We start from the raw sequence: 24769 nt of genomic DNA on the forward strand, positions 1-24769 counted from the left end.
GACAGGAGCCGTATACGAGGTCCGTACGTACGGTTCTGTGAGAGGGACAATAAAGGAGGTCATTCCTCCTTTATTGCCCTACTCGATATTGTACCGGTTTTATTGCGTCGGTCAGCTTCGGTTTTTCTGTTGTTTGGCCGATTCGGAGATGGTCTTAATCTCGCTGATAAACCCTTCAAGGCTTTCAAAATTCCGGTAGACGGATGCAAAGCGGATGTACGCCACATCATCCATATCGTGCAGCTTTTTCAAGACCATTTCACCCAGCTCCCGGGAGCTTATCTCATGACTGCTTTTTGAAAGAATCATGCTTTCATCTTCAATCTGATTCAGGATGCTCTCGATTTCCAGCTGGCTGATTTCCCGTTTCTCAAGGGCCCGCTGCAGCCCGCGCTCCAGTTTTTCCCGGTTGAAGGGTTCTCTTCGGCCGCTGGTTTTTACTACCATCAGGGGTTTATCTTCAATCCGTTCATAACTGGTGAAGCGGTAACTGCAATCACCGCATTCCCGTCTCCGCCGGATTGCCGAGCCGTCTGCCAGAGTTCTGCTTTCTATTACCTTGTCATTTTTACTGCCGCAATGTGGACATTTCATGGAGTCAATGTATACCGCAGTCCTGGTTTCCGCAAGGGAAGAAAAAAGCCCCCGGAGATGAAGCCGGGGGCAGAGGAGGGAAAAGATCAGCCCTGAAGGCTTATATCTACACTGGGTCTCAGTTCGGCCAGAACTGAAACCGGTTGGTGTACCGGATGATCCTGAAAATCCTTGATCAGCTGTGCATCCGCCGCGGATTCAAGCTCCGGGTATGCAAGCTGCCAGAGGTTGTAATCAAAGCGGGGAGCCCATTTTCGGCTTCCGAGCCGGGCAGTTGTGGAACAGTTGTCCACCATGTGGGCTACACCCTTGTAGTGCATGTATGGGTTCAGTGAATCCACGGCTTCGATTACCGATTCGTTTACAATTTCTGAATAGCTGTGTCCGTTTTCCCGGAGTACATCGATCTGCGCGATCATTGCTGCGATGTAAATTCCGGCGGTTACCGGATTCACAGGAATGGCATCTTCCTTCCGTTCGGCCCGAACTCTTTCACCGACTTTCCACATTTCGGTATTGTCTATGGTGCCGAAGGGATAGCGCTTGAGCCTTTCTCCTGCCAGGACCACCGATCGGATTTCATTTCCGCTGGATACTTCCTGATAACACTCCATGAGGATCTCAAAGGCCGGATGATAGGCCGCAGAATAGGCTTTCTCAAAGATTTTCCGATTGTCACCGGAAAGAGAATCGTACACTGCTTTAATTCCTTCCCTGGATATTTTCCGGCTGATGGGGCCGGTAATTGATTCGACGGTTTGGCGGAATGCCTCTTCTTTATCCATACCCTGACCCACAAAGCGCCGCCAGAGACTTTCTACAATGCCGTGCACTGCTCCCAGCAGGATTCCCCGCTCTCCGTAGATATCCGAGCGGTACTCCATCTCCATGGTTGTCATGAAGCTGAAGGGGCGCCAAGCGCAACCGCCCAGCCGATGGCATAATCGGTAGCCTTGCCGTCAATATCCTGATGCACGGCAAAACTGGTATTTATTCCTGCACCGTTTACTTCCTTGCCCTGTTCATACAGCCGGCGAACCGAAGGACCCATGCCCTTGGGGCAGACTGCGATAACGTTCAGATCTTCGGGAAAGTCCTTGCCCACAGAGCTAAGATGGCCCAGCAGAAATCCGTGGGATAACCCCAGGGTGGCGCCTTTTTTCATGCTCTTGAAGATCTGTTCATGGAGGGTCACCTGGGCCGCATCGGAGATCAAAAGGATTACCAGGTCAGCGGATGCGATCACTTCAAACATTTCTCCCAGGGTTCCGGATGCTTCAGTGAACCCGGCTGCTTCGGCCTTGGACCAGCTTTTGCTCCCTTTCCTCAGCCCCACCTTCACGGTAATACCGCTGCCTTCAAGGCTGTCCCGAAGATTCTGAGCTTGTGCGGGCCCCTGGGACCCCCATCCGATCACTGCGATGCTGGAAATACCGTCAAAGGCCTTGGGAAGTTGAGAGAAAAGATGACGTCCTCCCCGAACGATGTATTCGGTATTGCCGTCCAGATTGATAGATTCCTTCTCAAAAATGTTGCTGGTAAAATCAAGTTGCATGGTTTACTCCTTTCCGGGACATACAATCAGGTAATGATTGTTTTGATATCCGGAATATAGCACAGAATTTTATTTGCAAGAAGTGAAATATATGCACTATATTATTGCAGTAAACGCAATAATATACAGCCCCGAAAGACCCGGGAAAATATCATCGAGGAAGATCATATGAACTATCAGCAGCTTCAATGTTTTGTGGCCCTGGCGGAAACCGGAAATTTCAACCGGGCAAGTTCCAGAAGCTACATGAGCCCGTCTGCTTTTTCAAGGATTATCCAGCGGACCGAGGAAGAGCTGGGGGTGGAACTCTGTGTACGGAATACCCGTGAGGTGTTTATTACCGCCAGCGGAGAGCGCTTTCTTGCCTACGCCCGGGAGGCTCTTTCGGAGTATGAAAATATCCGGCAGCAGCTTCACAGCGGTGAGGTCTCCGGGGAGCTGAGCATCTTCGCCACGGTAACAGCCTGTTACTCCATCCTTCCCCGGGTGCTCAATCCGTTCCGGAAGGCGTATCCCGGAGTGACCATCCACCTGCGCACCGGCGATGCCGCCGATGCCCTGGATGAGGTGCGGATGAACCGGGTTGACTGCAGCGTAGCTCCCATCCCTGACAGTTCGGCCGACGATTTGTTTGTACAGGTGGTGACATCCACCCCTCTGGTGTTTGTGGCTCCCTGGGAGGAGTTCAGGAGCCAGCTGGAGGGATTTCCCGTGGATGCACCCTGGGACGAACTTCCCATTATTCTGCCGGAGCGTGGGCTTGCACGGGAACGGATCGATACTTGGTTTCGCAGCAGGGGCATACAGCCCCGTATCCGTGCCGAGGTTGCGGGAAACGAGGGAATCCTGTCTATGGTGAACCTGGGGCTGGGCATCGGCCTTGTTCCGGAACTGGTGGTTGTAAACAGCCCCCTTACAGAAGGGCTTGAGATACTTCCTCACATTGATGAGGTTCCCGACTTTCAGGTAGGTGTTGCGGCCAAGCAGAGCAGGCGGGCGAACCCCGCCCTCAGGGCATTTATGCAGAGCGCCATGGAGAATCTGGGCTGAGGCGACCGCGGCAAGAACGCCTCCTACAGCAGCACCGAACCCCCAGCCGGAGCGTCGGCTACAGCAGTACCGAACCCGTACCCAGAACGGCGGCGGAGATGCACACCACGGCATTGGAAAGGGACAACCATCGAATCGCCGGGAGAGAGGCGGGACCGTCTTCCTTCCAGGCTCGAAGCAGGAGGGATGCGGTGTAGCTTGTGCTGAGATTTCCCATATGCTGAAGCATGAGCAGCCCCATCGCCTTTACATATCGCAGGGGATGCTTTTTAATTTGCAGTCCACGCAGACGTATTCGTCGGCCCGAGTCTTTGGCGGCATCCAGCAGCCGGGGAATGGCTCCCAGCATAATTCTCAGCATGGTGGAAATTGTCCAGGCAAATTTGGCATTCAGCGGGCGGATGATGCGGTATATTCCATCCTGCAGCTGGGAAAGCCGGGTGGTGGACATGAGAATGTGGGTGCTGATAATTGAATTGGAAATGTGAAGGATGAGCCGGAGGGTCTCATATGCGCCCTCTTTGTTCCAGTTTATGATGAAGCTGTGCTGGAGGAAGGGGATTTCAACGGGAATCCCGTCGCTCAGATGGGCCCTGCTGATATAGCTTATCAGGAATATCCAGAAGAAGGCACGCAGCTCTTTTATCACCCGCAATACACGGGTTCCCGCCAGGAAGCTCACAATGATCATGGCGGCAAGGTTTATGAGCATTCCCGAATATCCGGCGGCGGAAAACAGCAGGTTTAAGCTGATATAGGCAATGAATTTTACTGATGCGGAGGCATTGTGGAGAAGACTGCTGCCGCTCTGATAATGAAAGCTCAGGTTTTGAGCCATGTCATATCCTTGATCTTCATGGGAGGTTTCCGCACATCGTGATCTTCCAGAAAATTCAGCACCCGCTCGGGCAGGGCGTCTGCGATAATCCGCCCTTCCTTGAGAAGAATCAGCCTGTCAGCTAACGCCAGACACTTTTCCAGACCATGGGTCACAATTACAATTCCCCGGTTCTCCTCCTTCAGCCGGAGAATCTGATGCAGGGTCTCAACAACCCCGGGGTAATCCAGGTTTTCAAAAGGCTCATCCATGAGAATGTAGTCGGGGTTCATGGCAAGGATGGAGGCCAGAGCAAGTCTCCGTATCTCCCCGCCCGAGAGACTCCGGGGATTCTGATCCCGGTGTTCATGAAGACCGCTCCACTCCAGGGCGTATTCAAGGCGGGTCTGCCTCTCTTCCTCAGAGATCTTCAGATTTCTCAGGCCGAATAGAATATCCTCTTCCACGGTCTGTTCAATGACCTGCATCTCCGGCTGCTGGAAAACCAGACCTACACCGGTTCCCAAGGCCTTGCCTTTTGCAGGATATGGAGCGGAGTTGAGCCGGATATCCCCTTCCATATCATCAAGCAGGCCTGCCAGGGCGTGAATGAGCATGGTTTTCCCCGCACCGTTGGGACCGGTGATAACGGTTATCTCACCCTTATGAAAGCTGCAGCTGATATTGGAGAGGATTTGATGTCCGTCTATGGATAATGATATGTGATCAGCTTCGAGCATTCCCTTGTAATATCCTTCGTCCGGGTATTGCCAGCAATACTGCGGCAATGATTTTTACCACATCACCGGGAACATAGGGAAGTACGGCCCGTCCAAGTCCGATGCGCCAATCCCAGCCCAGGTTGAGCACAATCCAGGGATAGCCGATTGCATAAATAATGAGCGTACCCGCCACGGTCGCCAGAACGTCCCGGAACAGGGGAGAGAGGGCTCCACGGTGCAGATGACCTGCATGCTCGGCTGCGCTGGCCTTGTTACCCGGTCTCATGTGCACGATCAGAGACATAATGAGCGCAGCCGGAAGAAAACCGATAATAAATCCTCCGCTGGGGCCCAGGATTACCGCAAAACCGCTGGTTCCCCCGGCAAACACCGGCAGGCCGGCAATTCCGGCAAAAATATAGAGAGCAGTTGCCCCCAGAGCGTAGAGAGGCCGAAGGAGAATTCCTGCCAGCAGAATGAAGAAGGTCTGGAGGGTAATGGGTACGGGACTCAGGGGAATGTCGAAGCGGATCATTGCACCCACCGCTATCAGGGCGGCAAATACGGCTGCCAATACGATATTCCGAATATGTTTGGTTTGATCAGTCATGAAAACTCCTGTTCAACGTTTCTATTGCGCGGTAGCCCCGCGATTGGCTACTATAAAGGCTATGTATAAAAGTGTCAGTAAAATACTCAGGAAAAACCTGAATTTCATTCAGGAATTCCCCCGGGCCCTGCCGTTCAAACGGGTTTTGAGGGTTGGGGCAGGGAGCCTTTTTTCTTTTCTGCTTCTGTTCATTCTGACCGGCGGACAGCCCTCCGCCTGGGCGCAGAATCTTGACAACCGTTATCCCGGCAGCATGTATGCCATTACCCAGGATTTTTCCCACGTCACCGAGCAGGGTGACGAAGAGAACGGGGCCGGCGGGACGGAAAAAATTTCGGACAGCTATCCTCTGAGCTACCAGAGCATCTTTTCTCTTCAGCCTCCCGAACACGACGCACCCATAGCCATGCTCCTTGAGCTGAACACCGGCAGCATCCTCTACGGGGAAAATATCTTGCAGGAGTACCCCCCTGCCAGTCTGACCAAACTGTTCACCGTCTATACTGCTCTGGATATCTATGAGGAACTGGGCGTACAGATGGACGATACCGCCAGGTTCAGCTCCGCAGCCTGGGCGGAAAATGCCCCCCCGAGATCCTCCCTGATGTTTCTGGGGCCGGATCAGGCGCCAAGCATCCGGGAGATAATTCTGGGTCTCATGGTTTCCAGCGGAAATGATGCGGCCATGGCCATTGCCGAGACCAGCACCGGAAGCATGGAAGGTTTCATGCTCAGGATGAACCGGATTGCCGAACAGCTGGGACTTGAAGCAAGCAGATTTGTGGAACCTTCAGGGTACTCTGAGAACAACCGCACAAGCGCCATGGATCTTGCGCGCCTCACTCAGCTGTATCTTGAACGCTGGCCCTGGGTCATTCAAGAGTTTCATATGGTGGAGAGCTTCACATACCCCAGAAGGGAACATATGCTCAACGGCGCCACCGCCCAATTCATGAATATCACCCAGTACAACAGAAACGGGCTGATCTCCTCGTATGAGGGAGCCACCGGGTTGAAGACCGGGTACATCGATGAATCGGGCTATAATATTATCGCCACCGCCCGGAGAGACGGAATGCATCTGTTTGCCCTGGTCATGGGGGTTCAGGCCGACAATTCCGTGGAAGGATCCAGACTCAGGGAGGAAGCTGCCAGGTCGTTGCTGGATTACGGCTTTGAAAATTTCACCAGGGTTGAGCTTCCATTGGCCGAAGGAAACATCCCGGTAAGAAGGGGCGAAGCGGAAAATCTTGTGCTGAAAGGGGAAACACTCGAGATGATTGTTCCTGTGAATACGGGGGATATTACCGTGGAACGGCGCCGGGCCGCAGCCCTTGCCGCACCGGTGGCGGAGGATCAGATCGTGGACCGTTTCCGCTGGATACAGAACGGCAGGGTTGTGGGGGAATATGCCCGGGAGGCGGGAAGAGCGATCCCCCGAAGCCGGGGGATCAGAGCTTCTGTTCAAAGCATCGGTCAGTTCTTCCGGAGAATTTTCACCGGCGAACGGCCCCTGGAAGGGGACATCGGCGGCTTTTCCGGTTCAGAGTTGTGAATCAGCTTAATCCGGTAAGAGCCTTGATATACTGAAGACGCTCATAGCTCTCGGGCTTTTCCGAGCGCTTCTGTGCATAGCGGCCTTTCAGATCCTGAATATCGGACACACCAAGGCTGTCAAGCTGCACTTCCATATCCCTGAGAATGCTTTCCAGAATCTGTGTATTGTTCCGGTAGAAGACCGAGCACAGCTGCACCGCATCGGCGCCGGCGGCAATCATTTTCAATGCCGTCTCAGCATTGTGCACTCCCGTGGATGCAGCCAGTTCCACTCCGGCACGGTCGAAAAGGATTGATATCCAGCGGAGAGCCTGATGGTAATCTTCCGGGCTACTCAACGATACCCTGCCTTTGGGCTGCCCTGTACTCAGGTCGAAATCAAACTGATAAAAGCGGTTGAACAGTACAAGCGCATCAGCTCCCGCCTTCTGCAGACGGGTTGCAAATTCCGGCAGACTTGTGAAATACGGACCCAGTTTAATGGCCAGGGGGAGGGAACTGTGCTTTCGGATCGTTTCCACGGTGTGGATCAGCTCCTTCTCAAGGTCGCCGGATTTCTGATCAAAGCGCCGGGGCATGAGGCTTAGGTTCACCTCAAGTGCATCCGCGCCGGCGGAATCCAGCTGCACTGCATACTCTTTCCACCATTTTCCGTCCACGCAGTTCAGACTTGCGATAACCGGAATATCCACCCGGCTTTTGCTCTCCCGCACCAGTTCAAGATACTGGGCCGGGCCCAGGCTCATGCCCATCTGTTCTATGTAATCGTAGGCTTCTGCATGAGAGAGGGTCTCTCCCATTTCATTGGTTTCCGCCTGTATCTGTTCCTCGAACAGGGATTTCAGTACAACGGCGCCTGCTCCGGCGTCGGCCAGCTTTTCTATGCTTTCGATGTTGGATGTGAGGCTGGAACTGGAAACAATCAGGGGATTTTTCAGCTTCAACCCCAGATAACTGGTATGTAATTTCGACATGTAAGAATCCTTATATAGATAATTAGTGGTACAACTCCAAGTATATCCGAAAACCGTCCAGCTGGAAAGCAACAATCTCCAGTTCCGGCTTTTCACAAAGGGTATATATTAGTACATTACTAATAAATAGAACCTAAGGAGGAACTATGTCATTTACTACACCTGATTTACCCTACGGATATGATGCCCTTGAGCCGTATATCGATGCAAAAACCATGGAGATTCACCATGACAAGCATCATGTCGGATACACCAAGAAAGTGAACGCCGCCCTGGAAGGCAGCGAGTATGCGGGAAAAGATATTGTCACTCTCCTAAAAGATCTTCATTCCCTCCCGGAAAGCATTCAGACCAAGGTGCGGAACGCCGGGGGCGGTCATTATAATCACGGCCTGTTCTGGGAAATCATGTCCCCCAAGGGCGGCGGTGAACCCGAGGGCGTACTGGCAAAGGATATAGAAAAAACCTTCGGAAGTTTCGATGAATTCGTAAAACAGTTCAGCACTGCTGCAACCGGACGTTTCGGAAGCGGCTGGGCATGGCTCGCAGTGGACGGCGGCAAAAAGCTCAGCATTCTCAGCACTCCCAATCAGGACAGCCCCCTCACACAGGGTCTCACTCCCATTCTGGGACTTGATGTGTGGGAACATGCCTATTATCTGAAGTATCAGAATCGCCGTCCCGAATACGTGGAAAACTTTTTTAATGTAATTAACTGGAACAAGGTCAGCGAAAATTATCAGAATCTAATCTGATTTCTGATACAATACTCACACAGGATGCAATACGTTCCTGAATAAGGCCCGGTTCCGCCGGGCCTTTCTTGTTTCTCCCTGGTTTACGGGGTTCCAGAGGAGCATGGCCATGGGAATTATTGAGAGATTGATTGGGGAATATCATCGTTGAATGACAGAAAGGCCGGATTCGTGTTATAACCCGGGTGAACTAGCGATCTTGCGTGGTTCGCCACGATACAGAGCAGGGGTTACCTCCCATCGGCACACATCAGTGGGATGGAACCCGTTACAGGTGATGATTATGGATGTACATATATTGGAACAAGACAAGCGTGACCGGGATTTTCCCATTTTCACACGCACAATGCGCAAGAAGCCGTTTATCTATCTGGACAGCGGGGCAACCTCTCTTACGCCCGAACCGGTGATTGAGCGCATTCAGCAGTATTACCGTGAGTACGGGGTGAACATTCACCGGGGAATCTATGAGTTCAGCGAACGGGCCACCAGGGAATTTCATGAGGTGCGCCTTGCCCTCTCCCGCTTCCTGAATGTCGGCGAAGAGGGTCAGATCATCTTCACCCACGGCAGCACCGAATCATCCAACCTGATTGCCTATTCCTGGGGACGAAAATTCCTTAAAAAAGGTGATATCATTCTCACCACCGAGTACGAGCACCATTCCTCACTGGTTCCCTGGCATGCGGTGTGCGAGGCCACCGGAGCCGAGCTTCGATTCATCCCCATAGACCGTGAAACCCTGGAACTGGATATCTCCTCTTATGAAGATCAACTGGATGAAAAGGTGAAACTGCTGGTGATGAGCGGCATGTCCAATGTCACCGGCTACATGCCTCCTCTCAGGAAGATGATACAAAGCGCCCATGATAACGGAACCGTTGTGGCCCTGGACGGTGCCCAGCTGGTAAGCCATCACAAGGTTGATATTCAGGAGCTGAAGCCCGATTTTCTCTTTTTCTCCGCACATAAAATGCTCGGCCCCACCGGGGTGGGGGTGCTCTACGGACGAACCGACCTTCTGGACGCCATGGATCCCTTTATGTACGGGGGAGATATGATTCTCAAGGTACACAAGGATCATTCCACGTATCATCCCCTGCCGGAAAAGTTCGAGGCCGGTACGCCGAACATTGCCGGTGTTCTGGGTTTCGGAGCGGCGCTGGAATATTTGGCGGATATCGGGATGGAGCGGATTGAGGCCCACGAGCGCAGCCTCATCGATTACGCCGAAGAGCGGGCCCGGGATGTGAAGGGGCTGCAGGCCTACCTGGTTCCCGATTCGGGAAAGCGGGGCGGCATTTTCAGCTTCAATGTGGAAGGGCTTCACAGTCACGATCTGGGGGCTGCCCTGGACGCCCAGGGGATCGCCGTGAGAACCGGTTTTCACTGCGCCATGCCTCTCATGGAATGGCTGGGCGTACCGGGAACCGCCAGAGCGAGTCTGTATCTCTACAACACCCGGGCAGATATAGACGCCCTGTTTCAGGGAATAGAGCAGGCCAAGAACGTCTTCGGCGCATAATATGAGGCGCAACTGCGCTCCGGCGCGGGAAGGCCTGAAAACCTCATAAGGAGCAAGGCAAAGACATGGATCAGGAGCAATCGAAAAACATCATTATCCGGCACTACCGTGAGCGGCCCTGGGAACGGGTACCGGACAGGCCCAGGCTGGAAGGTCATGAGGTAAACCGTTCCTGCGGAGATGAGCTGACCCTCTATGTTCAGATCGACTCTCAGACCGACGACGTTCAGACCGAGACCGCCGACATTTCGACTGCCCATGTTTCGACTGAGACTGCCCATGTACAGACCGACGGAAACGTGATCCGCGACCTGGGCTATGAAGGTAAAGGCTGCTCCATCTGCATCGCATCGGCGGACATCCTCTGCCAGGAACTCAAGGACATGCCGGTTTCCGAAGCTCGGAAAATCGCCCGGGATCTTCTGAAAATCCTTGAACCGGGAAGCGAACATAACGCCGAACTTCCCGGGGACATACCTGCGCTGCTTACCCTGAAACAATTCCCCATGCGCCAGAAGTGCGCAACCATGGGCTGGAAAATTCTGCTGGATATTACCGAATAAACTGTTCCCGCCCGAAGCCCTGGCCTTGGAAGCCCGGCTCCGATGAGCTATGACCCGGTGAGCCCGGTCCAGATAAGTCCGGCCCAGGTAAAACCGGCGATGGGGTATTTTTCCGCCGCTGTCACTGGAGTAAGATCTCCATCTTCGTTAAGATATGGGTGGCATTTTTTATGAATCCGTGATTCACGAATTTGCCGTAACATTAGAAATTTATAGAAAAAGGAGTTTGTCCATGTACAAACTGGTACTCATCAGACATGGCGAAAGTGTCTGGAACAAAGAAAACCGCTTCACCGGATGGACCGATGTGGATCTGTCGGAAAAAGGTCTGGAAGAAGCCAGAACCGCTGGTGAAATTCTGAAGTCTGAAGGGTTCACCTTTGACATCGCATTCAACTCAGTACTGCTGAGGGCCATTAAAACCCTGAATATTGCTCTTGAAACCATGGGGCTGCACTGGATTCCGGTAATTAAAAGCTGGAGGCTGAACGAGCGCCACTACGGTGCTCTCCAGGGCCTGAACAAGGCGGAAACTGCGGACAAGCACGGCGAAGAGCAGGTGAAAATCTGGCGGAGAAGCTACGACGTACCGCCCCCGGAGCTGGACGTGGATGATGAGCGCTACCCCGGCCGGGATCCCCGCTACGCCGAACTCTCCCAGGATGAGCTTCCCAAAACCGAGTGTCTGAAAGATACCGTTGAGCGGTTCCTGCCGTTCTGGCATGAAGAGATCGCACCCACCATCAAAGCGGGCAAAAAAGTGGTGATTGCCGCCCACGGCAACAGCCTCCGCGCCCTGGTGAAATATCTGGACAACATGAGCGACGACGAAATTGTGAAGCTCAACATCCCCACCGGAGTGCCTCTGGTGTACGAACTGGATGATGATCTGAAACCCTTGAAGCATTACTACCTGGGAGACCAGGACGCAATTGCCGCAAAGATGAGTGCGGTTGCCAACCAGGGTAAAAAGGGCTGAACCGGCCCGCACTAACGAGCACAAAAAAACGACCGGAGGAGCAATCCCCCCGGTCGTTTTTTTTACTCTGTACGCTGTTGTTCAGCGAATATGATCAGATAATTCGGGATCAGTCTTCTTCCGAATCAAACTGAAAGGTCATAATAGGTTCAATCTCTAGCCGCTCGTCGGAAGCGATATCGAACTGAACCGTACCCACCAGACCGCCGATATCCATCCGCAGTACATAGCTTCCGGGGCTCAGGGCGATATTTTCCAGCTGATTCCGGTTATAGCTCACATCGCCGATGCTCACCCGGAAATCCCTCAGGGAGTCGGGTACATCGATGCTCACAAAGCCGGTATCCGGTACAAGGCTCACGTTGAATACCCGGTTTCCGGTTACATTGATACGCCGGGTAAGCACCTGAAATCCCGGTGCCTCCACCCGGATCACGTAATTGCCCGGGGACAGACTGAAACGGCTGCCGTTCTGCCGGGTATTGTTCACAAATACCACCGGATCGGGCACATTCGCGTTAATCCGGATGCTGTACTGTATGGGCTGCAGATTGATGTTCAGGGTTTGATCCCGGTTCAGATTAATCTGGGCATTATAATCCTGATATCCTGCTGCAGTAACACGTACGCTGTAACGGCCTTCATCCAGCTGAATCCTACGGGAACTGTAACGGTCTCCGTTAATGAACAGATCCGCATCGGAAGGATCAAGGTTTACTCTCAGAGTGTGCTGCTCGGTTTTGCTGGCAGAGTTTGAGCTGCTGCCTCCCAGAACACCACCCCGCTGGGCAAAAACTGCCGTACTCATGAACATCATGAGCACGGTCAGACTGATAATCAGTTTGAAATTCTTATTCACCATTAGTATTGTCCTTCAACAGAAAGGTAGACATCGTCGCCGTAATTCCCGCTGGAATACACCTTGAATGCACTGTTTCCGTTCCCGCCGTCATATACATATACGTTGATCATGTTGATGGTTTTCTCTGCCGAGTTCAAAGGCAGCGTCCATGTTCCGTAATGAAGGTTATCGAACATTACGTACATGGTGGCGTAGGCAGGCGCTTCATTATCGTCCCCGGTAAGAGATCCCTCGTCCTCTGCACCGTATGTAGATCCGTCATCTTTGGAGAAAAGATCGGCATAGAAGCGGATCTCATGTCCGCCGTCATAATTTGCGTTGCCGATAGCACCGTTGGCTGCGTCTATGGCGATGGTTTCTACCCGGGGCAGATCAGTGGGAGTGTCCAGGGTTACGTCTCTTTCAAGAGTAAGAGAATAACCTGGGCCTGATCCTGTAGATGCTCCCGTTGTTATCAGTTCGGATTCAAGTAATTTATCATTTTCTGAATCAATTGTTTTACCATACGAAGCTTTCAAATCAATATCATAGTCTGTTTCTTCCCAAGCCATTACCACAGTCAGCGCTCCAGCTTCATCCGTAGGATACGCAAGGGTGTCAGGAAGATTCAGAATGCTTCCGCCGATGTATACTTCCTGGGGAATGAATGTCCAGCCGCTTTTGCTTCCGCTGATGCGGTACATACCTGCTTTCAGTCCGCCCACGGCGTAGCTTCCATCATCATTGACACTCACAGAAACAAAATTGTTTGGCTCATCGATATTTGTCAATGTAATGCTTGCACCTACCAGACTGGCAGCTCCGTCTCCTGTTTTGAAATAGCTTTCTTCGCTTCCTGAAGAAAGAACATTCACAACCCGGCCGCTTACCAGGCTTCCCAGCACTGCATCACAGGCTGCAAAACTCAGCAGGGTGATTACCGCCAGTGCGGCGAGTATCATTGGTTTCGTGTGTTTCATGGATTACCTCCCGTCCCCTGTGGGGGACATGTTTGTAATATACTGCGCATTATGTTGAATTCAACAAACGCCGTTCAAAAAAGTGACACCGAAATATTTTTTCAGATGGTATGGATTCGGATGTGACAGCGGGCTTGCAGAGGCATTGGGAAGATAGTGAATAATTATTGACACCCGATGGATTTTTATTCAGAATTGAACCTCTTTCCGTGTAGATACCGGCCCCCAGTATTCAGGGGATGAGGCTGAGCGGAAGTGAAGCAAGCAAGGAGCAACGTAAATGGCAGATTCAGATACGCAGAGGGCGATTCTTCTTCTTTCCTGTCCGGATACCCGGGGGATCGTTGCGGAGGTGAGCTATTTTATCACCACATATAACGGGAATATTTTGGATTCCCAGCAGCATTCGGACCCGGATACCAGGACATTTTTCATGAGAGTGGAGTGGGATCTTGCTGAGTTCACCATCCCGGCGGGAAAGATTGCGTCGGCATTTGAGCCCATTGCCGAAAAATATGCCATGGACTGGCGGATTGAGTTCAGTTCCCGGCAGCATCGGATGGCCATTTTTGTGAGCCAGTATGATCACTGCCTCTACGATCTGATTCTTCGCAACAGGGAAGGGGAGACCCATGCGGATATCCGCTGCGTCATCGGAAACCACGGGAAAATGCAGGAGATCGCCGATATTTTTGATATCCCCTTTTATCATATGAAAGTGACCAAGTCCAATAAAGCCGAGGTTGAGAAGCAGCAGCTTGATATTCTTGAGAAGGAACAGATCGATGTAATTGTTCTGGCCCGGTATATGCAGATTCTCAGCGATGATTTTGTATCCCATTACCCGAATCAGATTATCAACATTCACCATTCCTTTCTGCCGGCTTTCATCGGTGCTAAACCCTATCATCAGGCGTATCAGCGGGGGGTGAAGATAATCGGAGCCACCAGCCATTATGTGACCGCAGACCTTGATGAAGGGCCGATTATCGCCCAGGATGTTGCACGGATAAGCCACCGGGATTCTGTGAAGAATCTGGTTGCCCGGGGACGGGATCTGGAGAAGCTGGTTCTCACCAGGGCGGTGAAGCTCCATCTCGAGCACAGGATTCTGCCCTACGGAAATAAAACGGTGGTGTTTGATTAGCAGCATGATTGACGGGGAGGGAGTAGATGAACACGGAAATCGAGATGAAAGCATGGGTGGAATCCCCGGAGCGCACCCGGGAACTGATTCTCCGCATGGGGGCATCCCTTCTCAGAACGTATGAAAAATCAGACAGTTACTACGCCCAGACGGTTCCCCAGGCGGGAAACCGGGATGTACGGCTGCGGATGGACGGCGATTCGGCGGTGGTGACCATGAAGGACAAAACACTGCATGAAGGTCTTGAAACCAACAGCGAACGGGAGTTCACCGTCTCCCATCCCGAAAACTTTACATTCCTGCTGGAGAACTCGGGCTACCGGCTGAAAATCACCAAACATAAAGAGGGCGAAGCCTACCGGTTCGGGGAATACCTGCTGGAGCTATCCCATGTCCGTGACCTGGGCTGGTTTCTGGAAATTGAACGGGTTATTCCCGGGGATGCACGCCCTGAGCAGGTGGAGCAAAGTAGAACGGATATTCAAAAGATGTTCAGCACTCTGGAAATCCCCCCCTCGGCGGTGGAAAGCCGCCGCTATACCCAGATGCTGGAAGAACGGAAGGGCTGATCCGCCGGCGCTTTTCTGGTGTTTTTTCAGTGCACCAAAGCTTGTAAAAAACTTTCAAAGAATTTCAGCCGATAAGCATCAAAAATCGATCCAGAATCCAGTGCACTTGCGGGGGCACAACCAGCTCCGACCGAAGCGGTCGCACACCTCAGTTCAGTCACACCCACACATGAAACGGCAGTCTGCGGCCTGATGGTATCCCCCGGTTTCGCCATCCAAGCAGCCAGGTCATCTTCTCAGGTTCCCATAAGCTGCATTTGTTCAGAAACACTCTCCTATCCCAGTGTTTTCTGATTACCTCATGAAGCTTCCATCCCGGAACGCCAAGCTGTTCTCCTCTGGTCTTCCAGTTTCCTTTTCTCTGATCCCGTACTCTCCGGGGCATGAGATAATTGTGCACCATCTGATAAATGCTCAGCCGCACCATCATTGCGGCAGGAGATCGGGCGAACTGTACCGACTCCCGCACGTGGTTCGCCTGATCTTTGCGAAACTGCCGGTCCACATAATTCACCGGGAACAGCCGGTTTGACGGGGTGCGCGGCAGGGTGGATGAATGCTGACGATGATGTATCCGGGACCTGCCCTCAGGCACCTTCGAAAGGGCCCGAACATACGCCTTGTGATAGTCGGTATTCAGCGTAACATCCGGTATGTCTTTATCTTTCATGTATTTACACAAGTGGGTAAGGATGGACTGGACCGATTTCTCAACGGCATTTCCCGGAGCCTTGCCCAGGGTTTGCTCCAAGTCAGTTCGCTTCTGCTTCTGTTTATCTGTCATCTGTCCTTTACGCCTCAGCTGGGAGTAGCCCATTGCGTATATCAACTCTGAGCCGCTTCCCACCAGGATATTGATGTTGTTGGGGAAGAACTGACTCACGCTGAAGGATTCAAAGCCGTCCAGGGCGAACTCATCTTCCGGTTTGATCAGCTTGCGCATATCAGAATGGATGGCCAGAAGTACCCGGCAGATGCGCTCGTATCTGTTCTGGATCTGCTCATAGCGCATACCGGTGAAGCGGGTCATGTTGCCCTGCCCGCTGGAAGAGACAAGCTGGCGAATCAGCTGGATGTAGTCCACCGGCTTTTTCACGTAGTAATCCATGCGGAATGTCTGGAGGGAAAAGGTCTTGCCGCAATCCTGACAGCGGTAGCGCGGAACCCTGCCGAAGGCTTTGGTGAAGTAGCATCCATGAAACCTGAACCATGACTGATCATGGGGTTTCTGGTCTGCAAACCGGGGGCAATGGGGGTTTGAGCAGTGGGGGACCGGGCTGTGGTGAGTAAAATCAAGGGAATTTGTGCTGATTTGGGTCAGCAGTCTGGTGATGTATGGTTGTAATGTGTTCATAAACCATACACCGGAAAAGAATTACTGCTGCTTGTATTTGCTGTGTTTTTTTACAAGCTTTGGTGCACTAGCAAAGGTTTTTGATTATTCTCCGGGCATCTTCAAGCTGGGCTTTTGCCGCTTCTGACCATCGGTATATGTGACTCTCCTGGAAATTGTCCCGGGGTTTTCTGGGCGCCATCCGGCGGAACTGCAGAAGTTTTCTGATCTCGTGTTCCGCGGCGGTGAAGCGGTCGGTATTGCCCCGCCTCAAGAGACTGCCGGTGGGAAGGTCCTCAAGGGCTTCGTTGAACCACAACGCATCGTCCAGCTCATCCACACCAAGCTTCAGCCTGAACTCAACCTCCAGCCGGTGATCCCCCGCCACTCCGTTGGGCCTGGGGTAGGTGTTTGCCGCCGACGGTTCCTTCCCGCTGCTTCCGGAAAAGAGTATGTCCTCCAGTTCCATTTTTACCAGTTCCCAGTCATGAAAACTCCGCCTGCTGTAGGTGGCCAGGTACTTGTAAATCTTTTCCGCCGCAGCCATGAACCTCCGGGAATTGTCAGCAATCTGCAGTTCGGGCTTCAGACGGGGATCTATCCAGTTGAGATTCCAGATGTCCGGGTTCCGGCCGATCTGGGCATGTCCTGCAGGGGGAATGGGGTTGAAGTTCTCTATCCGGTTGATGCCGCTGTTCCGCCCCAGAAAGTTCTGGTGTGCCCAGCTGTCGGCATAGCTGTGCAGAGCGATGCCCACCCGGTAGGGGTTGCGGGTTTTCAGCCCGGTTATGAGCAGTTCCTTCACCGGCGGGGAGTCGGGAATGACCAGTTCAGGTGTTTCCGGCCGCTTCCCTTTCAGCCGCGTTGCCGCCTGGACTGCATCCCCCGAAGGAAAAAAATGGAAGGGGATCCACACCTCATCCTCCTGGGATTTATCCCAGAATCCGAAGTGATGGGTGGGCTGAATGACGTAGGGCGCTCCGGCGCCGGTATCAACCTGGACGGGGATGAGGGATCGGTCAACCAGCTGACTGGAAAATGCAATAATCTCCGCATTATCCTCGTCAATTCCCCCTCGCAAAGCCAGGAATTTTACTGCATAATAATGAAAAATCCGGTTCATACCGGCAATGTACACAATTTTCGGAGTCCAATGAAGATATTTAGCATTCCCCGGACCATTGATTTGATCTGTTTTGATATTGACAGCACACTTTACACACATGTTGAGTATGCCGCCCATCAGTATGACGTGCTCTACGCTGCTCTCTCCCGCCATCTGGGGCAGGATGTGGAAGAGCTGCGCCAAGAAATTGAAGCGTGGAGGAAGCAGCAGGCCGGCGGGTCCGAAGGGAACAAGCCTTCCCTGGGTACGGCATTCACCCGTTTCGGTGCTGATATTTCCCTGAGCATCCGCTGGCGCTCTGAATTTATCCGGCCCGAGGATTTTCTCAATGAAGATATCCGGCTCCGTAAGACGCTGGAGATCCTGGCTTCCCCGGAGCATAGATCCCCTCCTGCCGATGCCCCCAGAGGCCGGGGCACCGGGAACGGGGTTGAGTTTGCAGCGGTGACCAACAATCCGACGGATATCGCCCGGCGCACTCTGCGCAGGCTTGGGGTGGATAAGTATTTCTCCCGCATTGTGGGGCTGGATACCGCAGGCGAGTCCAAACCCCGTTCCAGGCATTACGATATCGCCCTGAAATCGACTGATCCCGCCAACAGCCTGGCGGTGGGGGACCGATACCACGTAGACATCCAGCCGGCACTGGAGCGAAATATGGGGGCGGTGCTGGTGGACGGAGTGGAAGACGTGTATCATCTTCCTGAGGCCATTGAAGAAGCCTGGAGAAGGGGTTGATGACAGACTCCCCCTGATATCAACAGCAGAATATAGATCTGCTGCACATATGCGCCGCCGCAATTTGAAGGCAGCTGAAGGAGTACGTCTCATGGGAGACCGCAGATATAATTTTTTTCATGTGGAGGAAAGTTTCCGCCGGGTGCTGCGGCATTCAACCCTGCTTCCCCACGATCAATGGGAGTTTCATCTTCTGATTAACCCCGGGGCCGGAGGCTTTAATCTTGCGGGTCTGAGGCAGACCTTTTCCGGATCATTGCCCCAGGGCATCCGTACCCTGATTGACAGCAGCATGGAAGCTGTTCAGAACCGCAGCGAACAGTGTTCAGGGGAAGAGGTGGAACTGTATCTGCACCTCAGTGCGTATCCCGGACAGGCGGGGCACACCGCATCCACAATTGCGGAATCCGCCCGTCACTCGGATTTGAACGTGATGATCGTGAGTATCGGCGGCGACGGCACCCACCGGGAAATTATGGATGCCCTTCAGGGCCACCGGGATCTGGAAGAGTCATCCCTGTGTCTGTTCCGTTTTCCCCTGGGGTCGGGCAATGATGCGGCGGATGCGAAAACTCCGGAGGAAGCCTGGCTGCTGCTCCTTGAGACCGGGGGGACCCGGCGTTCCAAAGCCCTGGAGATTCATTACGCCTCCCGGAAAATACGCCGGGCATACAATATTGCCAGTCTGGGTATCGACGCCCACATTGTGCGGCTTACCAACCATCTGAAGGATCGTCTTCCGGGAAATTTCTACAAATTCGTCACAGACATCTCGGTACCGTTTTACCCCAGGATTTACCGAATCAGAGATATCGTGGTGAAGGGCCGGGATGCAGGGGGCGGGGATATCAGCCTCAAATTCCCCCTGGGACTTATCGCCATGGGGATCAGCGGTCGCCGCACCTACGGTCACGGACTGAATATCCTGCCTTCGGATGAAAACCTCTGCGCAATCCGACTGGGCGGGCTTGGAAAAAATATCAGAATGAAGAAGGCATTGTATGAGTCACGCCACGGTGACCTGGATTTTGTCAGTCTGTACAGCTGCAGCGACCTCCGGGTGGAGTATCCCGGAGCCGTACCCATTCAGTTTGACGGAGAGGTGGAGATGCTGGACCCCCGGGATTTTCCTCTCAACATGCGTGTAGTGGATACGGACATACCGGTATTCGGGTATCAGAAGAAGTCGTAATATGTATGGGCTTTCACGAAGCTGTGGAACCCTTCATCGCTGATTGTATCGCTGTAATCCAGGTAATTGTCCGGGTAATGCATGAGAATGGTCTTCGCCTTGATCTCCGGAGCCAGGGTTTTCAGTTCATCGAAGGGAGCGTGTACACCTCCCGGGAAAAACTGCACATCGTGAAAGATGTACTCGATGGGGAAACGGGAGGTGATGGTTTCAACCATGCTTCTGTCGAAGCGGGTATCTCCGCTGAACAGCACCTTTTTATCGATAATCAGGCCGGTACTGAATGCACTGTCCTTCCAGCTTTCCGAGTTATCCGGATAATGCATGGTCCGAAAAATAATAAGGTTAAAACCTTCGTAATCGATTTCCCAGGCATCACGGTCCAGACCCCTGTACTTTTTGGGGCGGTGGGGGACAAAGAAATCATCGAACCCAAGGTATCCGTGTTTCTTGGATTCATTCCATGCGGAACCCCCTTTGAGGCTGTCGTTCCACAGCAGCTTTTCATATTTGGGGGTGATAACAATATGAGGCTTTTGTTTTTTCACGTATCGGCCCAAAAGGATGGCCTCTTCCAGCCCGCCGATGTGGTCGGCATGGGAATGGGTGATCAGAAAGTTTTTGATATCCGTGACGGCATGCCCCAGTTGGTACAGGGCTTCCGGAGCCCGAGTACCGCAATCAATCATGATGTGTTTGTCGCCTTTTATCAGAATATAATTGTTCTGGTAGTTTTTCTTGGTAAATGCGCTCCCTGTACCCACAGGGAAAACAGTCAGCTGACCGTCATTATGCAGTTGAAGCGTCTTGTCCAGTTCCCGTATTTGCAAAAACGATTCCTTTTTCATGAATTATTAACAGTATAAATCTACAGCACATATCAAGTAAATGTATAATTTATTAAATACGATTATACCCTGCCTGAAATATACACCTATGAGCTTCGGGTTTCCAGTAAAAAACACGGTAAGTGAATGATTATTCGTGAATTGCATCAGCGTTTCCAGACCGATACCATTCGGGAAAATTCTACAGCGCTTTCACATTCCTTAAGAATATGATGATACTCAATTGCATCCGAATCTTCATGGACGGTTCTCACTTCGGATACCAGCACCTGGTCCAGCACGGCCTCCCGCAGATATTTAATCCGAAAGCTGGAGGGGCGAAGGGAGGAGCGCAGTTCAACGGGGATGGCTTCAACGGCTCCGGCGATATAGCGGATGTTGCTCACATGTCCGTTAAAGTCGATGTCGTAGGAGCGGATGGGCTGACAGATGCTCCAGGCTTTCTGGTCTTCCTCCCATGGATGTCTCAGCCCGCAGGCGCCGTAGGGAAGGGGTGACGGGGAGCCGTCCAGATCAGGCTCGTGAAATCTGTAGCCGGGGTACAGGGGGGAGTGGGGTTCACCCAGTTTCCTGGCGTAGGGTTCGATCTTCTCCGGTCTGTTCCCCGGCTTTTTCACAATTACCCAGCTGCTGCTGCCCTGGGAAATTGGTGTACCCCTGCTGTCGGAGACCCGGAAATCTATGGTGAGCCGGAAACCTCTTATGCTGCTCACCCAGGTCTCCACCAGGACGCTGGTTCTCCACCGTGGCATCTGATGAAGAAAATCGATGCATAAATCACTGAGCACCCAGGTGCGGCCCTCTTTCTGCAGGTCATATGCCGCCAGCATGTTGTCGGCAAAGTTTTGGGCCATGGCATCCTGAAAGTAGGAGGCGATGTGGTAGGGCTTGAGATGGTAATTCTCATCGATTTCAAATCCCCGAACTTCGTATTCACGGCTGAATTTCATGTTCCGCTCCATATGGGTACATCCGAGTATATATTTACCTGAGTACGGAAAACTGACCGGGGGACAGCCGGGCGATGCCCATGGCCAGGGGTCCGATGGTGCCCGGCACTGTTTTTCCGGTCAGGTCAGTTCTATCCTGTGGCGCATATCCGGGAGAAACTGAAATTTCTGACGAATGGTTTCAACTTCACCCAGGTCAATCTCTGCGCTGAGTACTTCATCTTCCAGCGGATTTCCGTTCAACCGAACAGTTCTGCCGTCGGGTGCTGCGATCATGGATTCTCCGGGATATTCCACACCGTTTCCGTCTGACCCCAGGCGGTTCACCGCGGCAACGAAGCATTGGTTCTCCACCGCCCGTGCGGTGATCAGGGTTTTCCAGTGGCCGATCCGTGATGTGGGCCAGTTGGCGATAATTACGATCAGATTCGTTTGCCGGGCACTTACCCGAAACATTTCCGGAAAGCGCAGGTCGTAGCAGATACCCGGAGTGATTCGCATATGCTTATGGCCAAAAATTTCACCCCCTGCGGGACCGGGGGAAAAGTATTCCTGTTCGTGAACAAAGCTGAAGGGATGAATCTTTCTGTATATGCCCCGTTGTTTTCCTTCAGCATCCAGGAAAACGGCGCTGTTGAAAAAATGACCCCCGGTCGATTCAACCGTCCCGGCAATCACTGCGGAAGCTGTTTCGCACGCCAGGTGTGAGAATACGGCATCGGCTTCATCCTGAATCTCCGGAGTAAAAATTTCGGGGTTCATGGCAAAGCCCGAAGTGCACATTTCCGGGAAGATAATCAGATCACAGTCGTCCGGGAGTTCAGACGAACGGTTCATGAGGGCGGTGAAATTCTTTCGGGGATCCAGCCAGCTGGGTTGAAACTGTACCATGCAAACTTTCATTGCTTCCTCCAAAATCATAGTACTATCCAAATCCTTGCGGTTCAAGGAGTTGGAGATATTTTTCCTTGCAGTCTGGGTTTTCTGTAGTAAAATTATTCCAACCCCGCCGCAGTTTTGGGGACTGCGGAATAGTGCTTTGAAGTGGAAAGGTTTCCAATCAGGGCCTGCGCATCGGTTTTCCGGGGAATGTGAAAGGCCGGTGCTTCAACAGGAATCAGGCGGGCTTACGGCATGCACCGCCTGTTTGGAAATACGGCATTCAGGAGGAGTAATGCACCCGAAACATCAAGGGCGTACAACTGCAGCAGTCTGGAAGGCATCGGCCTTCAGAATAGTGCTGCTGAGCATAATGGCAGCCGCATTGGTTTCATGCAGCAATGTGGTAATGAATCAGGACGGCAGCAGTGCCGCCGCTGAACTGGAAGCTCTCAGCAGAAGTGCGGGAACCGGAGAGCTTCCGGAAATTCCCTCATACCAGGTGAACCCCACCATTTATCAGGCGTTTTACTGGGATGCGTATCCCGGACTGTGGACGCAGCTTGAGGATATTGCAGCACCTCTGGCAGAAGCGGGGATAACCGATATGTGGCTCCCCCCTGCAGCCAAAGGATTCTCGGGTACCTACAGCGTGGGCTACGATGTATACGATTTCTGGGACCTGGGTGAATTTGATCAGAAAGGCACCGTTCCCACACGATACGGAACCAGAAGCGAACTGGATGCCGCATTGCAGGCTCTTGACAATATGGGAATCGACGCCTATTTCGATGTTGTATTCAATCACCGCATGGGTGCGGACCGGCAGCAGTACATCGACGGAATGGGCAACGTCTGGACCGATTTCGACCTGAACGGCCGGGACGTGTACTACACCCCTGAAGCCTGGGGAGGCCTGTACCACGATTTCGACTGGGACTGGACCGCCTTCAACGGCATAGACGGACAGCTGTTCCCCGGCAAGTACTGGGGCAATAACTATCACTGGCCGTACCTGATGGGAAATGACGTTGACCACAACCGGCCTGAAATTGTTGATGAAATGAAAGCCTGGGGCGAGTGGATTATTGAAGATGTGGGCTTCGACGGTTTCCGAATGGATGCGGTGGCCCATGTTGACAGCGATTTTACCCGGGACTGGGTGAACCATGTGCAGGCGGTTACCGACAAGGATGTGTTTTTTGTTGGAGAAGCATGGGTAGGCGATGTGGGCGGATACCTGGATCATGTGGGAACCGGTCATCTCAGTGCCTTTGACTTTGCTCTCCGGGAAGATTTTGTGAGTCTCAGCAGCGGAAATAAAGATATGCGCTGGTGGGGCGGCTTGGTGAACAGCGACAAGGGATCACAGGCAGTAACCTTTGTTGATAATCACGACACCAGCCGTGAAGGCAACCCCTACGGTAACCCTCAGGTTATCAACTATAAAAACCAGGCCTATGCATACATTCTCATGAAAGAGCAGGGCGTACCCACAGTATTTGCCCGAGATTATGAAGAGTTCGGCATGGCGCCCACCCTGGACACCCTCATCGAAGCCCGCCGGTATTTTGCCTACGGAGCAGGTCATGAGCAGAGTGCGAACACCGAAGCGGTGTACACATACGTCCGGGAAGGCCTGGATTCAGTACCGGGAACCGGTCTGGTAATGCTGATCTCCGGCCGGGACTGGGGGATTCAGGAAACTTTTTCCATCAACTCCCATCAGCCCAACACTGAGTTCTACGACTACACCGGCAATGTGGGCGGAACCGTTGTGACCGATGCCTCGGGCTATGGAAATTTTCCGGTGAGTATCAGCGAAAGCAGCGGATGGTCCATCTGGGTACCGGTTGCAGACCAGGAACCTCCTGCCCCTGCAGGATGGAGTCAGGCCTATTTCCGGGGAACACCCAATTCCTGGAGCACCTCGCAGATGGTGAAGGATGCCGACACCGGCCTGTGGGAATTTACTGCGGTATTCGGCAGTGATAATCCCCGGTTCAAGATCGACCGTTACGGCGATTGGACTGAAAGCTATCCCCAGCAGGATTACCTGATAACAGACGGATCCGGGGAGTACCTCATCAGCTTCGATGATGACGGAAAAGAAATTACCGCAGAAAAAATCGATGACGGGGGCACGGGAAGCGTAACCATTCACTACGCGGAATACGAGTATGCTTCTGAGTACATCATCCATCCATGGGACGGACTGAGCGGAAATATCAGCATGAGCTACGACGGCTTCTATAACGACCGTCACTGGTGGAGTGCAACCCTTGAGAATGCTCCTGCAAGCTTCATGTTCTGTTTCACCAACAGCAACGGCAGCTGGGACGGAGTGAACCGTGAATACGGCGGACAGTCCGGCGACATCTATGTTCTCCCCGGTGAATCACAGCTCTATGAACTCAGGCCCTAGCAATACCTCCTGCCCCGGACCGGGCCGCTGATCAAATGCC

General features: G+C 52.8%; 25 protein-coding genes. 11 read left to right on the top strand and 14 right to left on the bottom strand.

The genetic code is table 11. From position 1 onward, the window contains the following. Positions 1 to 111: 111 nt before the first annotated feature. The 3 genes from nrdR to L21SP2_RS18860 form a co-directional block, all read right to left on the bottom strand. Positions 112 to 594, bottom strand: a complete 483-nt coding sequence (gene nrdR, locus L21SP2_RS07850) for a transcriptional regulator NrdR (RefSeq protein WP_024267968.1) — start codon at positions 592 to 594, stop codon at positions 112 to 114. An 86-nt stretch (positions 595 to 680) separates the two neighbouring features. Further along, complete coding sequence (locus L21SP2_RS18855) at positions 681 to 1493, bottom strand: ketol-acid reductoisomerase (RefSeq protein ID WP_244437957.1); 813 nt, start codon at positions 1491 to 1493, stop codon at positions 681 to 683. Continuing rightward, the gene (locus L21SP2_RS18860; RefSeq protein ID WP_244437958.1) at positions 1490 to 2149 is read right to left on the bottom strand and encodes a ketol-acid reductoisomerase; all 660 of its coding nucleotides are present in this window, start codon (positions 2147 to 2149) and stop codon (positions 1490 to 1492) included. The genes L21SP2_RS18855 and L21SP2_RS18860 overlap by 4 nt, the downstream gene beginning before the upstream one ends. 168 nt (positions 2150 to 2317) lie before the next feature. Here L21SP2_RS18860 and ilvY point away from each other — a divergent pair, with 168 nt between their 5' ends. Then, on the top strand, positions 2318 to 3199 hold the full coding sequence (gene ilvY / locus L21SP2_RS07860) for an HTH-type transcriptional activator IlvY (RefSeq protein ID WP_024267969.1): 882 nt from the start codon (positions 2318 to 2320) through the stop codon (positions 3197 to 3199). Between the two features lie 58 nt (positions 3200 to 3257). Here the strand turns inward: ilvY and L21SP2_RS07865 are convergent, their stop codons facing one another. Genes L21SP2_RS07865 through L21SP2_RS07875 form a run of 3 tightly spaced genes read right to left on the bottom strand, consistent with a single transcriptional unit; the run spans position 3258 to position 5348 of the window. Beyond that, on the bottom strand, positions 3258 to 4037 hold the full coding sequence (locus L21SP2_RS07865; protein WP_024267970.1) for a CbiQ family ECF transporter T component: 780 nt from the start codon (positions 4035 to 4037) through the stop codon (positions 3258 to 3260). Continuing rightward, a complete protein-coding gene (locus tag L21SP2_RS07870) occupies positions 4022 to 4756 on the bottom strand; it encodes an energy-coupling factor ABC transporter ATP-binding protein (protein WP_024267971.1) in 735 nt (244 codons plus the stop codon). The genes L21SP2_RS07865 and L21SP2_RS07870 overlap by 16 nt, the downstream gene beginning before the upstream one ends. Beyond that, on the bottom strand, positions 4743 to 5348 hold the full coding sequence (locus L21SP2_RS07875; RefSeq protein WP_024267972.1) for a biotin transporter BioY: 606 nt from the start codon (positions 5346 to 5348) through the stop codon (positions 4743 to 4745). The genes L21SP2_RS07870 and L21SP2_RS07875 overlap by 14 nt, the downstream gene beginning before the upstream one ends. Before the next feature lie 61 nt (positions 5349 to 5409). Between L21SP2_RS07875 and L21SP2_RS17125 the strand changes: the two genes are divergently transcribed. Then, complete coding sequence (locus L21SP2_RS17125) at positions 5410 to 6903, top strand: D-alanyl-D-alanine carboxypeptidase family protein (protein ID WP_024267973.1); 1494 nt, start codon at positions 5410 to 5412, stop codon at positions 6901 to 6903. A 1-nt stretch (position 6904) separates the two neighbouring features. Here L21SP2_RS17125 and L21SP2_RS07885 read toward each other — a convergent pair whose 3' ends face one another. Then, entirely contained in the window at positions 6905 to 7879 is a 975-nt protein-coding gene (locus L21SP2_RS07885; RefSeq protein ID WP_024267974.1) for a dihydroorotate dehydrogenase-like protein, read from the bottom strand. Between the two features lie 146 nt (positions 7880 to 8025). Here L21SP2_RS07885 and L21SP2_RS07890 point away from each other — a divergent pair, with 146 nt between their 5' ends. The 4 genes from L21SP2_RS07890 to gpmA all read left to right on the top strand — a co-directional run bounded on the left by L21SP2_RS07890 (position 8026) and on the right by gpmA (position 11701). After that, a complete protein-coding gene (locus tag L21SP2_RS07890) occupies positions 8026 to 8634 on the top strand; it encodes a superoxide dismutase (protein ID WP_024267975.1) in 609 nt (202 codons plus the stop codon). A gap of 283 nt (positions 8635 to 8917) precedes the next feature. Further along, positions 8918 to 10159 carry an aminotransferase class V-fold PLP-dependent enzyme gene (locus L21SP2_RS07895; RefSeq protein ID WP_024267977.1) on the top strand — a complete coding sequence of 414 codons (1242 nt, stop codon included), beginning with the start codon at positions 8918 to 8920 and terminating at the stop codon, positions 10157 to 10159. A 65-nt stretch (positions 10160 to 10224) separates the two neighbouring features. Next, on the top strand, positions 10225 to 10722 hold the full coding sequence (locus L21SP2_RS17130; protein WP_024267978.1) for an iron-sulfur cluster assembly scaffold protein: 498 nt from the start codon (positions 10225 to 10227) through the stop codon (positions 10720 to 10722). A 232-nt stretch (positions 10723 to 10954) separates the two neighbouring features. Beyond that, the gene (gpmA, locus tag L21SP2_RS07905) at positions 10955 to 11701 is read left to right on the top strand and encodes a 2,3-diphosphoglycerate-dependent phosphoglycerate mutase (protein WP_024267980.1); all 747 of its coding nucleotides are present in this window, start codon (positions 10955 to 10957) and stop codon (positions 11699 to 11701) included. Positions 11702 to 11810: 109 nt separating this feature from the next. On the opposite strand, the gene L21SP2_RS07910 is transcribed toward gpmA, so the two are convergent. Continuing rightward, entirely contained in the window at positions 11811 to 12563 is a 753-nt protein-coding gene (locus L21SP2_RS07910; protein ID WP_024267981.1) for a PEGA domain-containing protein, read from the bottom strand. Beyond that, complete coding sequence (locus L21SP2_RS07915; RefSeq protein ID WP_024267982.1) at positions 12563 to 13522, bottom strand: carboxypeptidase-like regulatory domain-containing protein; 960 nt, start codon at positions 13520 to 13522, stop codon at positions 12563 to 12565. Before L21SP2_RS07915 ends, L21SP2_RS07910 begins: the two co-directional genes overlap by 1 nt. Positions 13523 to 13802: 280 nt before the next feature. Here L21SP2_RS07915 and purU point away from each other — a divergent pair, with 280 nt between their 5' ends. Continuing rightward, positions 13803 to 14669: a formyltetrahydrofolate deformylase gene (purU, locus tag L21SP2_RS07920; RefSeq protein WP_024267983.1), complete on the top strand. Its 867-nt coding sequence runs from the start codon at positions 13803 to 13805 to the stop codon at positions 14667 to 14669. A gap of 26 nt (positions 14670 to 14695) precedes the next feature. Further along, a complete protein-coding gene (gene cyaB / locus L21SP2_RS07925; protein WP_024267984.1) occupies positions 14696 to 15238 on the top strand; it encodes a class IV adenylate cyclase in 543 nt (180 codons plus the stop codon). A 157-nt stretch (positions 15239 to 15395) separates the two neighbouring features. Here the strand turns inward: cyaB and L21SP2_RS07930 are convergent, their stop codons facing one another. Continuing rightward, the gene (locus tag L21SP2_RS07930) at positions 15396 to 16592 is read right to left on the bottom strand and encodes a hypothetical protein (protein ID WP_024267985.1); all 1197 of its coding nucleotides are present in this window, start codon (positions 16590 to 16592) and stop codon (positions 15396 to 15398) included. A gap of 67 nt (positions 16593 to 16659) precedes the next feature. Then, positions 16660 to 17694 (bottom strand): DUF6765 family protein, encoded by a 1035-nt coding sequence (locus L21SP2_RS18580; protein ID WP_169730444.1) that lies wholly within the window; start codon positions 17692 to 17694, stop codon positions 16660 to 16662. Between the two features lie 30 nt (positions 17695 to 17724). On the opposite strand from L21SP2_RS18580, the gene L21SP2_RS18585 reads away from it, so the two are divergent. Together L21SP2_RS18585 and L21SP2_RS07945 are read left to right on the top strand one after the other, a co-directional pair. Further along, positions 17725 to 18435, top strand: coding sequence for an HAD family hydrolase (locus L21SP2_RS18585; RefSeq protein WP_024267987.1), 711 nt, complete (start codon positions 17725 to 17727; stop codon positions 18433 to 18435). Between the two features lie 91 nt (positions 18436 to 18526). Further along, the gene (locus tag L21SP2_RS07945; RefSeq protein ID WP_024267988.1) at positions 18527 to 19627 is read left to right on the top strand and encodes a diacylglycerol/lipid kinase family protein; all 1101 of its coding nucleotides are present in this window, start codon (positions 18527 to 18529) and stop codon (positions 19625 to 19627) included. Here L21SP2_RS07945 and L21SP2_RS07950 read toward each other — a convergent pair. The 3 genes from L21SP2_RS07950 to L21SP2_RS07960 form a co-directional block, all read right to left on the bottom strand. Continuing rightward, positions 19612 to 20457, bottom strand: coding sequence for an MBL fold metallo-hydrolase (locus L21SP2_RS07950; protein ID WP_053335634.1), 846 nt, complete (start codon positions 20455 to 20457; stop codon positions 19612 to 19614). The two genes, L21SP2_RS07945 and L21SP2_RS07950, sit on opposite strands and share 16 nt — an antisense overlap. A 164-nt stretch (positions 20458 to 20621) precedes the next feature. Beyond that, the gene (locus tag L21SP2_RS07955; protein WP_041401357.1) at positions 20622 to 21425 is read right to left on the bottom strand and encodes an acyl-[acyl-carrier-protein] thioesterase; all 804 of its coding nucleotides are present in this window, start codon (positions 21423 to 21425) and stop codon (positions 20622 to 20624) included. 120 nt (positions 21426 to 21545) lie between these two features. Next, on the bottom strand, positions 21546 to 22328 hold the full coding sequence (locus L21SP2_RS07960; RefSeq protein ID WP_169730445.1) for a nitrilase-related carbon-nitrogen hydrolase: 783 nt from the start codon (positions 22326 to 22328) through the stop codon (positions 21546 to 21548). Positions 22329 to 22599: 271 nt separating this feature from the next. Between L21SP2_RS07960 and L21SP2_RS07965 the strand changes: the two genes are divergently transcribed. Beyond that, positions 22600 to 24729 carry an alpha-amylase gene (locus L21SP2_RS07965; protein ID WP_024267993.1) on the top strand — a complete coding sequence of 710 codons (2130 nt, stop codon included), beginning with the start codon at positions 22600 to 22602 and terminating at the stop codon, positions 24727 to 24729. The last annotated feature ends 40 nt before the right edge of the window (positions 24730 to 24769 follow it).

It is taken from the genome of Salinispira pacifica, assembly GCF_000507245.1.
Taxonomy (GTDB): Bacteria; Spirochaetota; Spirochaetia; order DSM-27196; family Salinispiraceae; genus Salinispira; species Salinispira pacifica.

Bases quoted from the DNA above. Each gene is read 5' to 3' on its own strand.
- L21SP2_RS07955 (WP_041401357.1), bottom strand. From the start codon at position 21,425: ATGAAATTCAGCCGTGAATACGAAGTTCGGGGATTTGAAATCGATGAG.
- ilvY (WP_024267969.1), top strand. From the start codon at position 2,318: ATGAACTATCAGCAGCTTCAATGTTTTGTGGCCCTGGCGGAAACCGGA.
- cyaB (WP_024267984.1), top strand. From the start codon at position 14,696: ATGAACACGGAAATCGAGATGAAAGCATGGGTGGAATCCCCGGAGCGC.
- L21SP2_RS07870 (WP_024267971.1), bottom strand. From the start codon at position 4,756: ATGCTCGAAGCTGATCACATATCATTATCCATAGACGGACATCAAATC.
- L21SP2_RS07890 (WP_024267975.1), top strand. From the start codon at position 8,026: ATGTCATTTACTACACCTGATTTACCCTACGGATATGATGCCCTTGAG.
- L21SP2_RS18855 (WP_244437957.1), bottom strand. From the start codon at position 1,493: ATGACAACCATGGAGATGGAGTACCGCTCGGATATCTACGGAGAGCGG.
- L21SP2_RS17125 (WP_024267973.1), top strand. From the start codon at position 5,410: ATGTATAAAAGTGTCAGTAAAATACTCAGGAAAAACCTGAATTTCATT.
- L21SP2_RS18580 (WP_169730444.1), bottom strand. From the start codon at position 17,694: ATGAACCGGATTTTTCATTATTATGCAGTAAAATTCCTGGCTTTGCGA.
- L21SP2_RS07865 (WP_024267970.1), bottom strand. From the start codon at position 4,037: ATGGCTCAAAACCTGAGCTTTCATTATCAGAGCGGCAGCAGTCTTCTC.
- L21SP2_RS07895 (WP_024267977.1), top strand. From the start codon at position 8,918: ATGGATGTACATATATTGGAACAAGACAAGCGTGACCGGGATTTTCCC.
- L21SP2_RS07930 (WP_024267985.1), bottom strand. From the start codon at position 16,592: ATGAACACATTACAACCATACATCACCAGACTGCTGACCCAAATCAGC.
- gpmA (WP_024267980.1), top strand. From the start codon at position 10,955: ATGTACAAACTGGTACTCATCAGACATGGCGAAAGTGTCTGGAACAAA.
- L21SP2_RS18860 (WP_244437958.1), bottom strand. From the start codon at position 2,149: ATGCAACTTGATTTTACCAGCAACATTTTTGAGAAGGAATCTATCAAT.
- L21SP2_RS18585 (WP_024267987.1), top strand. From the start codon at position 17,725: ATGAAGATATTTAGCATTCCCCGGACCATTGATTTGATCTGTTTTGAT.
- L21SP2_RS07915 (WP_024267982.1), bottom strand. From the start codon at position 13,522: ATGAAACACACGAAACCAATGATACTCGCCGCACTGGCGGTAATCACC.
- L21SP2_RS17130 (WP_024267978.1), top strand. From the start codon at position 10,225: ATGGATCAGGAGCAATCGAAAAACATCATTATCCGGCACTACCGTGAG.
- L21SP2_RS07945 (WP_024267988.1), top strand. From the start codon at position 18,527: ATGGGAGACCGCAGATATAATTTTTTTCATGTGGAGGAAAGTTTCCGC.
- L21SP2_RS07885 (WP_024267974.1), bottom strand. From the start codon at position 7,879: ATGTCGAAATTACATACCAGTTATCTGGGGTTGAAGCTGAAAAATCCC.
- L21SP2_RS07965 (WP_024267993.1), top strand. From the start codon at position 22,600: ATGCACCCGAAACATCAAGGGCGTACAACTGCAGCAGTCTGGAAGGCA.
- L21SP2_RS07910 (WP_024267981.1), bottom strand. From the start codon at position 12,563: ATGGTGAATAAGAATTTCAAACTGATTATCAGTCTGACCGTGCTCATG.
- L21SP2_RS07875 (WP_024267972.1), bottom strand. From the start codon at position 5,348: ATGACTGATCAAACCAAACATATTCGGAATATCGTATTGGCAGCCGTA.
- nrdR (WP_024267968.1), bottom strand. From the start codon at position 594: ATGAAATGTCCACATTGCGGCAGTAAAAATGACAAGGTAATAGAAAGC.
- L21SP2_RS07960 (WP_169730445.1), bottom strand. From the start codon at position 22,328: ATGAAAGTTTGCATGGTACAGTTTCAACCCAGCTGGCTGGATCCCCGA.
- purU (WP_024267983.1), top strand. From the start codon at position 13,803: ATGGCAGATTCAGATACGCAGAGGGCGATTCTTCTTCTTTCCTGTCCG.